This is a genomic window from Anaplasma marginale str. Florida (genome assembly GCF_000215485.1).
Classification (GTDB): domain Bacteria; phylum Pseudomonadota; class Alphaproteobacteria; order Rickettsiales; family Anaplasmataceae; genus Anaplasma; species Anaplasma marginale.
In genome coordinates this window covers 1-12,978 of sequence record NZ_AFMS01000070.1, presented here as the reverse complement: position 1 = coordinate 12,978, position 12,978 = coordinate 1, and the positions used below count along the sequence as shown (strand labels likewise).

Here is a 12,978-nt window from a genome sequence, read left to right as displayed (position 1 = left end):
CCTCAGTATTGCAGCATATGATGGAAAGACGCGAAAGTTTTTCAGCGAGTGTTGAGCTTTGATGCACAGCCTACCTCAATGAATGTCAAGCTTTTGGAAGATGGTAGCGTGGGGATCACCGTTGTTGATGCATCTAGCGTGGTGCGCATGTGTGAGCTTCGCTTGGACAAGCTCATGCTCGGCAGGTGCGGATGCAGCGCATATGCAACTGCAGTAAATGCCGAGGATCTAGACATCCGTGAGTTTATCAATATTGCAAGCCAGGGGCTGCAGCTTGTGCCACGTATTAACGCGGTTAGCACTAGTACTAATGCAGTTTCAGTTGTTGTTGAGAACCATGGTGAGCATGAGGAGCTTTATTTAAATGTAACTGAATTTGCGTACCCAGTCAGATACTCGCAAGCATCGAGTCAGCAGCCAGAGGCAGCCACTTCAGGGGAGGTATATGAGCTCACCACCCATGCGGAGGACGCTTTAGGTACTACGCCTGGGGAGATTGCTGGATCCGGTGCGGGGTCGGCATCTACAGAGTTGGAATCTGCAAAGCATGACGGTGCTATCGTACAGCCGCAGCTCACCACCGAAGCGGAAAAGCACACCACACCGGGCTCTACGTCCCGCACACGCCAAACAGAATACCCCGCTGATAATACGCACACGACGTCCTCCAAGCCCACTAGCAGCGCTTGGCTCAGTTCGAGCACTAAATCAGCTGTGGTGACCCCCCACGTGGGTGGTGCGCATGGCGCCATGGCATATGTTCATAATGATGTGGGTTCGCGTACCCACCACAAACGCAACCATGGCTCATCATCAGCGATAAATTCTACTGAAGAAAATCGGGAAATCACTACTTTGAGGCAAAACCGTAGCCATGCCATAGTGGGCAACTTGTCTGCTAGTGGCGCTTCCCGGATCAACGCTTCTCGGGTCAACGCTTACCGTGGTGGTGACCATGTGCGGTTTGCTAGGTCTGCTGATAGCGGTGCGGTAGACACGGGCGCGAGTAATTCAACGAGTGATGCTGTCAAATGGGTAGCTACAGCCGGAGGCATCGCTTTGCTGGCGGCGCTAGTTGTTGTAGTTGCAGTATTTGTGGCAAGGTACAGAAGAGTGGTCAACTTTCGCAACAGGATTTATCGTCTGGATTGCGACGAAAGCCTGGACCTTTTTTATGAATCTGGGCCAAGATCCTCATATGTTGTTGAAGGGGCGTCGGAGCAGGTCTGCTTAACATCAGCAGAACGCAGTGGCACCCGTGCAAGTGCACTTTAGCCTACTTTAACGTTTTTTAGCCTACACTACCGGCCGGGCAGGTCTAATCTGCCGGCTGCTTAGAGTTTTTGTGTCCGGTTGGTAGGATGGGTTTTCTTGGATTGCGCCACGGAAGCAAGGTTGCCATTTTAATTGGAGACAACGGTGCGATTGTAGTACACACAGTTGACGGGGAGGTGCGCAGTAAACTCTTCGTCGAGAGCGTGGGAAGCAAGGAGTGGAGCGATGCAAAATTGTGCATTGTCTCCAACAAAAAATCTCAGATCTATTTTGTTCTAGACCATTCGAGCCAAACCTACACGAGGCACCCCATTCCAGCTACGAATGCATTTGTTGCCAGGTCTATTGCGAGGAAAAAATCCAGCAACATGGTTAGCCAAGACGGGTTTAGTGCAGCGTTTTTGAATTCTCACTCTCCCAACGAAGACGGTAGTTGGGAATACGTATTTGCTGAGAGCACCATACAAAATGAGCTGTGTAGCGGCCTGCTTGAACTCTCATCCGAACACGCCCCCGGCAGCCTTAGGGGGATCATGCTTCTATCAACAGAACTGGTAAATATCGCGAAGGAAGCGGTGGCAAAGGGGGGATTGCCTCAGAAGAAATGGATCGTGTTTCTTGTGTATACCAAAGCAGGGGATTTGCGCCAGGTTGTGCTCCGCAACGGAGAGCTGTTTTCATCCATTGCTGTAGAGGTCTCCAAAGACGAACGCGAGTTACCGGATGTACTGTCTGGGAAAGTGCACCAAGAAGTGCAAAATGCCCTGCAGAGCATTACCGCCGCCGGGGAGACCTATGACAGCTCCGATGTGGGCATGTGCTTAGTAGTCTCGGGTGGTGTGAAGTCTAGCCTACTTGCGCTCGATTTCAAGGGTATAGACGTTAGCATACTCACGCCCTACGAACTTGGTAAGTTGTTAGATATAAAAAACTAGCGTAAGCGTGGGCAGCATATATTGTGATACTATTCTGCTTTATTTTACTATCCACAACCCAGCTGGGTGCAAGCTCAGGCTACATACGAAAGAGACGATTGCTTGCAATAGGGCACGTCTGCTGCAAAAAATCGGCATTATCCCCGCATGTGCGGCCATATTAGTGGTCACTACCCTCAACGTTCTGTGGTCCGCAGAGGTTGTAAGTTACGCAAAGAGGGAACCGGAACTTCGAGCGACCGTTGAATCCTTGACTGGGGAGTTGTTGAAGTTGCGTGGTGACAGGGAGTTTATAAAGGTGAATGAGATGTACGAGGCAGTGGATCTCTACCGCGCGCTATCCAGTGCCAGCCCTTGCCCTATCAGTAAAGCAATTGTGCCGATAAGTAAATTGGGTGAGCGCAACTTTGATATCACTAGCTTTTCATGGTCGGTCATGGAGGATTTTAAAGTTGTGGTCAAACTGGGTGTGGCGATCAAATCTGGAAAGAGCGAGGAAGTGGAACGTCAGCTTTCTAATGCGCTTTCTGACTGCAAAGTCAGGATGGTGCAAGTGCCCAACAGCGGGCAAGATTTTACAGTTTATTTGGAAAGAGCATAATGGGAAATCCTATGCTGCGTAGGTGCTGTATCTTGCAGGTGGTATTACTTACAATTTTGATTGTGTTGTGTGTTACTCTGGGGAATACATACAACAGCATGACAAAATACAGGGCAGCAGAGAGCACTCTCACGCGCAGTATTGCAAATATCAATGCTGAAATCCAAAATGTTCACGAACATGAGACTCAGCTGAACAACAGCTTTTCTGTCTGGCGGGAAATGTCAGACACGCATGTCTATTCAAGGGATGATGAACACACCAATGGTGGCCTGCAATCGATTATTAGGGGCCTGTGTAGAAAGCATAAGGTGATTATCAAAAACCTTACAATATCTAACCCTCGGGATATGAGCGATGACTACAAAAAACACTACACGAAGGTTGTTAGGCATGTGGTCCGCATGCAATTCGAGGCGTTGACTGACCGACATGCTGTTATGCTTGTACACGCAATAAAATACGATATCCCGGGTTTTATTGCTGTCAGATTGTTGGAGATGACTAAAGAGAAGGATATTACGCAGGAAGTTTTGGCGTCAAGCAACAGGAAAGTCATATTGCCGACAGTAAAAGGCGAAATTGTTCTCGACGTGTATGGCATATACGGTAAACACCTATGACTTGTACGACTAAGCGCATCTGGGGGCCAATATCCCTGCTTCTGGTTCTGTTCCTATGCACTCCTACTACCATGCTCGCAGAAGAGTGTGTGGGCTTGTTAAATGCCATGATGGGGTGTAACGCGTATAGGTGTGTTGCGCGGTTCCATGGTGGGTCTATAACCTACGAAGTGCTCGGGGTTAGTAACGGTAGCTGCAGGTATGCAGAAAGGGACAGTTCGGGGTTTACATTATGCCGAGTTTCCAAGGATAACTTTCCGGCGATATCTAACTATCTGGTGCAGCTTTTGACCAAGAGTAGCAACATGGACGTCCTGGCTGTTTCTCGTCTGAGAGCTGCAACGTGTGACTTCTACAGAACCAAAGGAAATAGCTTTGTAAAGAGGGGCAAGGAATTAAGTGATGCTGACGTCAAAGACATCGAACGCGCTATAGAACGCAAAATGCGCAAAGATGAGGTAGGAGAGATTCGCAGTATGTTTTTCACTGAGTCTGACCTAAGCAAATTGGATGCGCGCGAGTCTACTAAGTGACGTGGTGCTGATGGAGGGTGTCCCGAAGCGCAATGGCGTTAGATGTCTATTTATTCCTAGGCAGTGCCCCCACGGATTGGGTAACACTATAGGTGCCGCAGCAATCTGAGCCGAGGTTGAGGCGTTTGTTGCTTGCATTAGGGAAACGTGTGCCACGCGCACCTTTCTTGATGTCCGTTGCGCAGATGTACCATGCCTGCTACGCTGTAGGCGCTGATGTGGAGGGGTTTTTGCTAGATATGAAAGTTACTATTCTCGGGTGCGGGTATTCTATGGGCGTGCCAACTGTGGGGTGTGACTGCAGTGTCTGCAGTTCGGATTCTGCATTCAATAAAAGGACAAGGACCTCCGCATTGATTGAAAACGGCGATGTACGCATACTTGTAGATGCTTCGCCAGATTTGCGCGCTCAGGCCTTGCGTCATAAATTGCACGTTTTAGACTCTGTACTCTTTACACACTGCCATGCAGACCATTGCGCGGGTATTGCTGAACTTCAGGCTTTTAACGTGGGGGGAGGTGCCAACTGCATGCCGGTATATGCTGACTATGGCACGCTATCAATGTTGCTCGCCAGCAATGCGTACTTTTTCGTTCCAGGTAAGCCAGGCGCCCCTTGGAAGAAGTGCCACTATTTGGTTGCACACCCAGTCCGCTATCATACCGAGTTTTTTGTGGGCGGCTGTAAAATAGTCTCGTTTAAGCAAATACATGGTGAAGTCAATAGCAGCGGATTCCTATTTGACGATGATATTGCCTATTGTACCGATGTAAAATCCTTTCCGCAAAATTCGTGGGATCTGCTACACAATAGGCGACTGCTAATTCTAGGGTGTCTCAGGTATGAAGAGGTCGCGGCCCACGCACATGTGGACCTTTGCATAGAGTGGATAAAAGAGCTCAAACCTGACACTGCCGTGCTTACCCATATGAGCCACGATCTTGACTATCACCAACTGACGGATTACGTAAAAGAAAAGCTCCCGGGCGGGAACGTCCTTGTTGCCTATGATGGCCTGGAGCTCAATCTATAGGCCGCTGGTTTGGGAATGATACAACCTTGTGGCTTCTTGCAAGCTGTGCGGGAGTTTTTCCAGGTTGTACTGGGGGTCCGATGCGATGCCGAAAATCCTCTGTGGGGGCTCTATCTCGCCTTCAATGCCGTATATCAAGCCTGTCAGTATCGCATTTATAGCCGGTTCGTAGTCGCAGTCCGCACCTGATACTCTATGCTCTATTCGCGTGTTTTCGGGGGCTAAGGATGTGTCAGGTAGCCTGATTGCGGTGCTCCTATTGTTCCCGCCCCAACTAACCGTGGTCGGGGTGTTGTTGTCGGCATGGGTGTATCGCAAATAAGACTGATGATGTGGCGCAAAAAAGATCATATGCTGCCTCATGTGTGTACACAGTCCGCCTATGGAGTAAAGCAATGCATCACTCATTTTTGAATTGCGCTTGGAAAACAAATTATTGGAGTTCTGGTCTACCAGGTTGACATGCACATGAAATGCGCTGCCGGGCCTTTCAATGTATGGCTTTGCTGCAAAGTCTAAATTGCCGCCAAAAGATTCGGCAGTGCGCTGCAGGGTTTTTTTCACGGAAAACAAGTTAGCTAGCAGATCTTGAACGTCGGGACCATAGCTTGTTTGTAATTCATACTGGGACTCATGAGTTTCCTTGGCTATGCTCCAATTTAGTGGTCTAACATCTTCCGCAAATGCAGCAAAAAGTTCCTCAAGCGCCTTGTCTTCCACGCCTCTGACATAAAACTCTAGCTCAACTCCAATCAGCGGGTGCGCACCAAGTTTATTACGTAAGTGCGATAGTGTGCGATCAAGCGCTCTTGGAAGGTGCATCGGTCCTTCTGGTAATGTAGGCAGCTACGAGGTTGAGCGCCCAAGTTATGACGAATAACGTCAAGGCCAGAGCGTAAGCGGAAGATGTATGCACACTCTGGAAGTTCTGATCTCCAGTAAGTATTGTTGCAATCTGCACCGTAATCGTCGTCACAGAATGCAGGGGATTGAACGTGAAATTGGCAGTGACGCCCGCGGCCATTAATACAATCATGGTCTCACCAATCACTCTGGAAATTGCCAATATCACTGAGCTGCAAATATCGGGTAGGGCGTAAGGTATTACTATATTCCAAGTGGTCTCCGCTCGTGTTGCTCCCAGTGCCATGGAGCCGTATCTTAGTATTTTCGGGACTGATCTCAGAGCGTTTTCAGTGAGCAGGGTGACGAAAGGGAGAATCATTATGCCTATGGTCAGCCCGGCAGTAAGTGAATTTTCAGACTGCGCGTTGAAGCCACAAAACTCGGCAAAACTACGTATGTTCGGAGATAAAAACACTACTGCAAAATACCCATACACCACTGTTGGTATGCCACATAATACCTCCAGCAAAGTATTGAAAGTGCGGCGCACTCGCTTATCTGAATACTCACTCACGTAAATTGCAGATAACAGGCCCAGAGGGAGCGCCACTGTTATTGCCACTATGACTATCAGCAACGTACCGCTCAGCAGAGGGAGTATACCGAAAGAGCCTGCCGGCTTCCCGTTTATTACCTGTGAGTCCGGATTCCACGTGGTCCCGAGCAAAAAGTCTGCCAGTGGAACCTCCGCAAAGAATAGCTTAGACTTAAACGCTAGACATGCTGCTATGCAAATCACCGTGGCGAAGGAAAGAAAGGTGGATAAAAACATTGCGCACCGCAATATGGCAAACTTTTTATCCAGATACATCACTGCTGAGGAGGCTAGAAGCGCTATATAAAGCGCAACAGTCACCATTACTGCCTCCTGGCTTTGCGCGTACAACAAGCCGCCAGAGAGCAGCGCCAACACAGCGCCTACTGGAAGGAATGCGGCATACCCCCCCTGAAAGAGAGCAACCTCCACAGGTAGTACCCAACAGGCACGACGGAGAGAAGCGCAACCAAACGTAGCGTCATTATGATGCTAATTCCTGTTAGTAAACTCGTGCCTAGTATGCTAATACTTATGTCCGGATTTGTACATCACTTTAAGCTTCGTGTATGAGTAGTGGCTCGCTAAGTAGTATTGAAAAAAGTTTCTGGAATTTTTTGTCAAGAATGGACACAAGCTTTACGCATCTGCGCCGCTGGTCGCCACGGGTGATGCTTCACTGCTCTTTACCAGTGCCGGCATGGTACCATTCAAACAGGCGTTCACATCTGGTAGCAGTGTTGACGGGGCAAAAACTGCAGTTTCCAGCCAGAAGTGCTTGAGGGCTGGTGGTAAGCACAACGATCTTGAAAATGTCGGGTACACGAACCGGCATCACACGTTTTTTGAAATGTTGGGCAATTTTAGCTTTGGTGATTACTTCAAAGAACGCGCCATAGAGCTGGCATGGCGTTTTGTCACTGAGGAAATGTGCCTAAGTAAGGACAGACTGTGGATTACGGTATATAGCGAGGATCAAGAAGCGTTTGATATATGGAAAAAGATTACTGGGTTTCCAGATGATAGGATAATAAAAATCTCCACTAGTGATAACTTCTGGAGTATGGGTGATACCGGCCCTTGCGGGCCATGCTCTGAGATTTTCTACGATTATGGTGAACACGTACAAGGCGGCCCGCCCGGCTCTAAAGACGCCGATGGGCCCAGGTTTACCGAGGTATGGAATCTTGTGTTCATGCAGTTTTGCCGTGATGAACATGGTGAGCTGAACCCGTTACCTCACAAATGTATAGACACCGGCATGGGGCTTGAAAGGGCCGCAGCGGTAGTGCAGGGCGTTTGTGACAACTACGATACCGACCTGTTTAAGGCTGTTATTCGAAAATCGCAGGATGTTTTTGGTTCTCCGAATAACTCTATTGCACACAGAGTGATAGCTGACCACATAAGAGCCGCCGCATTTTTGATTTCTGAGGGGCTGTCACCAGGGAATGAGGGTAGAAATTATGTTTTGCGGCGCATAATAAGGAGGGCGGTAAGATACGCATATCAGCTAGACCCGAGCAATGTTGCCATACATGAAGTATTGCCTGTGCTTACCAAAGAGGGCAGTGCAGGGTATATGGGTGATGCGTATCCAGAGCTGGTTAGGTGTGAACAGTCAATAACGTCCACGCTGAGGTCTGAGGGGGAGGGCTTTGTGGATACCCTGCGCAGGGGTATGGCCCTACTAGAAAAAGAAATAGGTGGCCTACTGCCGGGTCAGGTGCTGCTTGGAGATGTTGCGTTCAAGCTGTATGACACGTTCGGGTTCCCTCTTGACATTACTCTAGACATTGCCAAAGAAAGAGGCCTGAAATTTGATCAGGAAGGCTTCGATAAAGGCATGGGAGAGCAGAAGGAAAGGTCTCGCAAGCACTGGGTGGGGTCTGGTGAAGATGCTTCTCATAGGTTGTGGGAAGAGTTGCAGGCGCAACACAAGAATACGCGCTTTGTGGGATACGATTGTTGCTCTACCAAAGCCTCTGTTTTATCCATAACGCGTGATGGAATGGCTGTGCAGTCAGTCAATTCCGGTGAGAGGGCGTGTTTATTGCTGGATGTGTCGCCGTTTTACGCTGAATCAGGAGGGCAAGAGGGCGACAAAGGCTCGATTACAGGCGTTTCTGGTGTTAACAACTCTGGTGGCGTAAATATTGCTGAGGTTACATACACGAGGAAGGCATCCAATTTGCACATTCATGAGTGTACGATTACCAGTGGAGTGTTTAATGTTGGTGACACAGTTGATGCAGCCATAGACGTAGATAGAAGAGAGCGTCTCAAGGCCAACCATTCGGCTACTCACATATTGCACAGTGTACTCAGGACGCATATAGACGGGAACATTCAGCAGAAGGGTTCGCTGGTTGCCGAGGACAAACTTAGGTTTGATTTTAACTACGCATCTGCGCTCACCAAAGAGCAGATTACGCTGATTGAAAGAGAAGTAAACCGCAGGATAATGTCCAATAAGCCGGTGCTTACCGATCACTGCAGTTTTGAGGCAGCGGTGCAGGGTGGAGCGATTGCGCTTTTTGGGGAAAAATATTCTGAGCACAGCGTGAGGGTGGTCAGCATGGGTGACTCTAAAGAGTTGTGCGGCGGGACCCATGTTAGATATACCGGTGACATAGGCGCCTTTAAAATAGTGTCGGAATCTGGCATTGCTTTGGGGGTTCGCAGGATTGAGGCAATCACTGGACAATCTGTGGTTGATGGCCTTAGGAAAGATGGAGATATATTGCTGCATATTTCAGAGCGTCTTGGGGTGCCTGTGGGCGAGGTCTCAGAGGGGCTGGAGCGGTTATTAAAAGAGAAGCTTGAACTCAAAAAAAGCTAGTTTGCGCCTGGCACGAAATTATAAAAAGCTCTATCAGCCCGGTAAACTGTGGTGCTGGAGTTGTGCTGCACTGTGGCTATTTTCCTACGATTCCAGTAGACGCAATAATGGAATTCATGAAGAGTGCGAGGAAAGCCGAGCGTGGAATTTTTGCGATAGCTACAGCTGTGGACGGCAAGGCTGTCCTCATTATTGGAGTTGGTGACACTGCCAGCAAGGTGCTTGGCGCTTCAGAGCTGGTTAAAACCCTGGCGGATTTACAAGGTAAGGGTGGGGGGAACGCCGGTCTTGCTAGAGTTAGTCTAGAGGTTGGTAATGTGCAGGAGGCGTTGTCTACTATACTAAATAAGGTGACGGCGGCATTCCCGACCTGAAATCGCCACAACCTAAGCGACAAGCAACAACAAGTGATGCAGCATTCCTGTGCCCGGGGCTTCAAATCTGGCTTGGGTAACATTCCCTGTTACGGCATCACTGCCGATGATGGATGCGGAGGTAGAGCACCAAAACTCCCACAAAAGTTTGGGAACTACGTCGAACAGAACATAGATGAGGCACTAAATCCATCACAGCCTCTCAAGTATCTATAATTATAATTTATATCTAGAACCTCACAATATGTGCTGCGGCTGTAGCGGCGAGTGTTACGTATTGTTTTATATAGTAAATAGCATGGGGCAAGCCGTAGGGAGCTGCGCCCAGAATGAGCTCACTTTGCATATAGGCTACAGCGGCGAAGAGGTGTTGTTTGTCATACTAAGCGGGGTGATGGCAACACCCCCAAGCCGTTATAACCTCCAGAGTTTGCTGCGCTACATATAGCAACATCACAGTACGTATCGCAGCTTTTGCGGTAGCTAAGCATAGCACGTGATTGTTGCAGCAAATCAGCATTAGAGAGTTGTTCCCAGAACGAGCTCACTTTGCATACAGGCTACGGCGGCCGCAAGAGGTGTTGTTTGCCATACTAAGCGGGGTGATGGCTGTGCCCCAAGACGTCATAGCCCCAGAAGCGCGTTCACTATCACGTGCGGGCTCACTATTTTGGGAGCCACAGGGGTGGTGCCGCAGCTTTTACTGCTACGAGTTGCGCTTTCCCATAACATCCAGAACAGTTTTTCCTATTACTGCCGGGGTTTCTGCCACGGCGACTCCGGCGCGCTTCATGAACTCGATCTTGCCCTTGGCCGTGCCTGAACTTCCAGAGGATATGGCGCCGGCGTGCCCCATACGTTTGCCTGGAGGGGCGGTCTGTCCGGCAACAAAGCCTACCACGGGTTTTTTTGTGCCTGAGGATTGGAGAAACTCTACTGCTTCCTCTTCCTCAGAGCCTCCTATCTCGCCTATTATCACAATACCGTGGGTGTCTTCATCTTCCAAAAACAGCTGAACGCAATCTAGGAATGACATTCCATGAACTGGGTCCCCCCCAATCCCTATGCAAGTTGACTGGCCCAGCCCCACTGCTGTGGTCTGAGCCACTGCCTCGTAGGTTAGGGTTCCAGAACGGGAAACCACCCCTATGTTACCTTTTTTATGGATGTACCCCGGCATAATGCCTATCTTGCACTCTTCGGGTGTTATTATTCCGGGGCAGTTCGGGCCAATCATCCGACTCTTAGAGCCAGCAAGCGCCCTCTTTACCTGCACCATATCAAGAACGGGTATGCCCTCTGTAATGCAAACTATGAGTTCAATTTCGGCCTCTATAGCCTCGAATATCGCATCAGCGGCGTACGGAGCAGGGACGTATATCACACTTGCATTTGCCTGAGTCTCGACTTTTGCCTGCAGCACAGTGTCAAACACCGGTAGCCCAAGGTGTGTAGTACCACCCTTACCCGGGGTTACTCCGCCAACCACCTTAGTGCCGTAGGCAATCGCCTGCTCGGAGTGAAAAGTCCCGTTAGAGCCGGTAAAGCCTTGACATATAACCCTTGTGTTTTTGTCCACCAAAACAGACATGCGCGCCCCTACCTTCTCTCATTTACCATCTTAACAATAAAGCTGGCGGCCTCGTCCAAATCTGCTGCCGCGGTTATCCCGAGACCGGAATCATCCAGGAGTTTCCGCCCAATCTCAAAATTAGTGCCGGACAACCTGACCACGAGCGGTACGTCCACGCCAATCTCCTTGGTGGATTCTATTATACCCTTGGCTATTACGTCGCAACGCATAATTCCGCCGAATATGTTTACCAGTATGCCCTTCACACCGCTTTGTAGTATTATCTTGAAAGCCTCACGCACTGCTTCTTGGTTTGCACCTCCGCCCACGTCCAAAAAGTTTGCCGGCTCTCCACCGTAGTACTTTATTATGTCCATGGTCGCCATGGCGAGGCCCGCGCCGTTTACCATGCAGCCTATATTGCCGTCCATTTTTATGTAGCTCAGCCCGTGCTTCGCAGCTTCCAGCTCCTCAGCCGCGTACTCATCTGGGTCTTGCAGCTTTGCAATTTCCGGGTTGCGATACAACCCATTGTCGTCAAACGCAATCTTCGCGTCTAGCGCGAGAAACTCACCACTAGACGTCTCAGCCATAGGGTTGATTTCTACCTGGCTTGCGTCCGTCTCCACCAAAACTTTATAAATCTTGCGCGCCATAGACACGACACCAGAGACTTGCTTGGGGCCAAGGCCAAACCGGCGGCACAACTCCTGCCCGTGGAAGGAACGAAAACCATATAGGGGATCAACATGCACCACAGAGACCATATTGGGGCGCTCCTTTGCGACCGTTTCAATATCAACCCCGCCTTCACTGGAGAAGATAATACTGACCCTGCCAACGCTGCGATCTACAACCGCGCTTATGTAATACTCCTTGCCTATGTCAACCCCTTCTTCCAAGTAGACCTTGTTGACTTTCTGCCCCTCGGGAGAAGTTTGGTGTGTTATCAGAACGGAGTGCAGCATCTGCTTCACGAGCGACTTCACTTCGTCCTTGGTCTTTCCTATCTTAACGCCTCCGGCCTTACCCCTGCCTCCGGCGTGGATCTGAGCCTTCACCGCCACCAAGCCTGGAGCTAGATCTCCTAACAGGCGATCAACCTCCTCTACCGACTCAACCACGACACCCCGGGGCACGGTAACACCGAAGCTACTCAAAACACCCTTCGCCTGAAACTCATGAACGTTCACAACTACTGCTCCTGTAAAACACAAAGACCGCACACAAACGCGACAGCAGCAGCGGGCACATATGAACTACGCTGCCAACGCGGGAAACCCAGGATGCAAAAACTACCCATCATCGGAGATCAAAGGCCTGCGAATGTTGAAATGCCTAGCGCTTATTTGAAACCTCCCAAGCTTAGGCTCAGAAGATGCGCCGTGAAGCTTCTTCCGCCTTCGCTCGCAATCATCTCTTTTTCTAGCGCGCTTCTCAGAGGGCTTCTCATGGTGAGTTATCTTCATCTGCCGCGGCTTACCCTCCCTCTGAAGCTTCTTCTTTAGGGTGCGTATGCCCTGCTCTATATCTCCGTGATATACGACAACCTCAACCAAGCTAAAACCTCTCAAAGACTAAACGATACGGAGCCACATGATAACACAACAGCCCATATGGTCAAACTTTTTCTTACCTAGGGCATCACCACCAGACAGCAACAACATCACCCCGCCAGGAGCTCATTCACCCTCTGGCTTGTCTGCTCTAGTTGCTCCTTCTGCAGAGGTACGAAGCCCAGGTTTAC

General features: G+C 49.7%; 13 protein-coding genes and 1 pseudogene. 9 read left to right on the top strand and 5 right to left on the bottom strand.

Translation table 11 applies throughout. From position 1 onward, the window contains the following. Positions 1-48 precede the first annotated feature (48 nt). From GAC_RS01975 to GAC_RS01955, 6 genes are all read left to right on the top strand, one after another. Positions 49-1,275, top strand: coding sequence for a hypothetical protein (locus GAC_RS01975; RefSeq protein WP_241760118.1), 1,227 nt, complete (start codon positions 49-51; stop codon positions 1,273-1,275). Positions 1,276-1,361: 86 nt separating this feature from the next. Further along, complete coding sequence (locus GAC_RS05935; protein WP_241760117.1) at positions 1,362-2,210, top strand: hypothetical protein; 849 nt, start codon at positions 1,362-1,364, stop codon at positions 2,208-2,210. A 7-nt stretch (positions 2,211-2,217) separates the two neighbouring features. After that, positions 2,218-2,811, top strand: a complete 594-nt coding sequence (locus tag GAC_RS05930; protein WP_241760116.1) for a hypothetical protein — start codon at positions 2,218-2,220, stop codon at positions 2,809-2,811. A gap of 38 nt (positions 2,812-2,849) precedes the next feature. Further along, the gene (locus tag GAC_RS01965; protein WP_227013327.1) at positions 2,850-3,434 is read left to right on the top strand and encodes a hypothetical protein; all 585 of its coding nucleotides are present in this window, start codon (positions 2,850-2,852) and stop codon (positions 3,432-3,434) included. After that, positions 3,431-3,967 carry a hypothetical protein gene (locus GAC_RS01960; RefSeq protein WP_010262979.1) on the top strand — a complete coding sequence of 179 codons (537 nt, stop codon included), beginning with the start codon at positions 3,431-3,433 and terminating at the stop codon, positions 3,965-3,967. Before GAC_RS01965 ends, GAC_RS01960 begins: the two co-directional genes overlap by 4 nt. A 92-nt stretch (positions 3,968-4,059) precedes the next feature. After that, positions 4,060-5,001, top strand: a complete 942-nt coding sequence (locus GAC_RS01955) for an MBL fold metallo-hydrolase (protein ID WP_012658844.1) — start codon at positions 4,060-4,062, stop codon at positions 4,999-5,001. On the opposite strand, the gene GAC_RS01950 is transcribed toward GAC_RS01955, so the two are convergent. Further along, positions 4,996-5,823, bottom strand: coding sequence for a type I glutamate--ammonia ligase (locus GAC_RS01950; protein WP_010267148.1), 828 nt, complete (start codon positions 5,821-5,823; stop codon positions 4,996-4,998). The two genes, GAC_RS01955 and GAC_RS01950, sit on opposite strands and share 6 nt — an antisense overlap. Further along, positions 5,801-6,874, bottom strand: a complete 1,074-nt coding sequence (gene pstC, locus GAC_RS01945) for a phosphate ABC transporter permease subunit PstC (protein ID WP_407059590.1) — start codon at positions 6,872-6,874, stop codon at positions 5,801-5,803. Before pstC ends, GAC_RS01950 begins: the two co-directional genes overlap by 23 nt. A gap of 137 nt (positions 6,875-7,011) precedes the next feature. Between pstC and alaS the strand changes: the two are divergent. The 3 genes and pseudogenes from alaS (at position 7,012) to GAC_RS01935 (ending at position 10,106) form a co-directional block, all read left to right on the top strand. Beyond that, positions 7,012-9,658: pseudogene (gene alaS, locus GAC_RS01940) on the top strand (alanine--tRNA ligase). A 36-nt stretch (positions 9,659-9,694) separates the two neighbouring features. After that, positions 9,695-9,874 carry a hypothetical protein gene (locus GAC_RS05680; protein ID WP_133120943.1) on the top strand — a complete coding sequence of 60 codons (180 nt, stop codon included), beginning with the start codon at positions 9,695-9,697 and terminating at the stop codon, positions 9,872-9,874. An 82-nt stretch (positions 9,875-9,956) separates the two neighbouring features. Continuing rightward, a complete protein-coding gene (locus GAC_RS01935; protein ID WP_238523269.1) occupies positions 9,957-10,106 on the top strand; it encodes a hypothetical protein in 150 nt (49 codons plus the stop codon). A 258-nt stretch (positions 10,107-10,364) separates the two neighbouring features. Here the strand turns inward: GAC_RS01935 and sucD are convergent, their stop codons facing one another. The 3 genes from sucD to rpsU all read right to left on the bottom strand — a co-directional run bounded on the left by sucD (position 10,365) and on the right by rpsU (position 12,790). Further along, positions 10,365-11,249: a succinate--CoA ligase subunit alpha gene (sucD, locus tag GAC_RS01930; RefSeq protein ID WP_010267151.1), complete on the bottom strand. Its 885-nt coding sequence runs from the start codon at positions 11,247-11,249 to the stop codon at positions 10,365-10,367. A gap of 8 nt (positions 11,250-11,257) precedes the next feature. After that, the gene (gene sucC / locus GAC_RS01925; RefSeq protein ID WP_010267152.1) at positions 11,258-12,424 is read right to left on the bottom strand and encodes an ADP-forming succinate--CoA ligase subunit beta; all 1,167 of its coding nucleotides are present in this window, start codon (positions 12,422-12,424) and stop codon (positions 11,258-11,260) included. 102 nt (positions 12,425-12,526) lie between these two features. Continuing rightward, entirely contained in the window at positions 12,527-12,790 is a 264-nt protein-coding gene (gene rpsU / locus GAC_RS01920; protein WP_010263017.1) for a 30S ribosomal protein S21, read from the bottom strand. Positions 12,791-12,978 lie beyond the last annotated feature (188 nt).

What these genes read in the sequence shown, in the direction of transcription:
- GAC_RS05935 (WP_241760117.1), top strand. Translation starts at nt 1,362, where the DNA reads ATGGGTTTTCTTGGATTGCGCCACGGAAGCAAGGTTGCCATTTTAATT.
- GAC_RS05680 (WP_133120943.1), top strand. Translation starts at nt 9,695, where the DNA reads ATGCAGCATTCCTGTGCCCGGGGCTTCAAATCTGGCTTGGGTAACATT.
- sucD (WP_010267151.1), bottom strand. Translation starts at nt 11,249, where the DNA reads ATGTCTGTTTTGGTGGACAAAAACACAAGGGTTATATGTCAAGGCTTT.
- GAC_RS01935 (WP_238523269.1), top strand. Translation starts at nt 9,957, where the DNA reads ATGGGGCAAGCCGTAGGGAGCTGCGCCCAGAATGAGCTCACTTTGCAT.
- GAC_RS01950 (WP_010267148.1), bottom strand. Translation starts at nt 5,823, where the DNA reads ATGCACCTTCCAAGAGCGCTTGATCGCACACTATCGCACTTACGTAAT.
- GAC_RS01960 (WP_010262979.1), top strand. Translation starts at nt 3,431, where the DNA reads ATGACTTGTACGACTAAGCGCATCTGGGGGCCAATATCCCTGCTTCTG.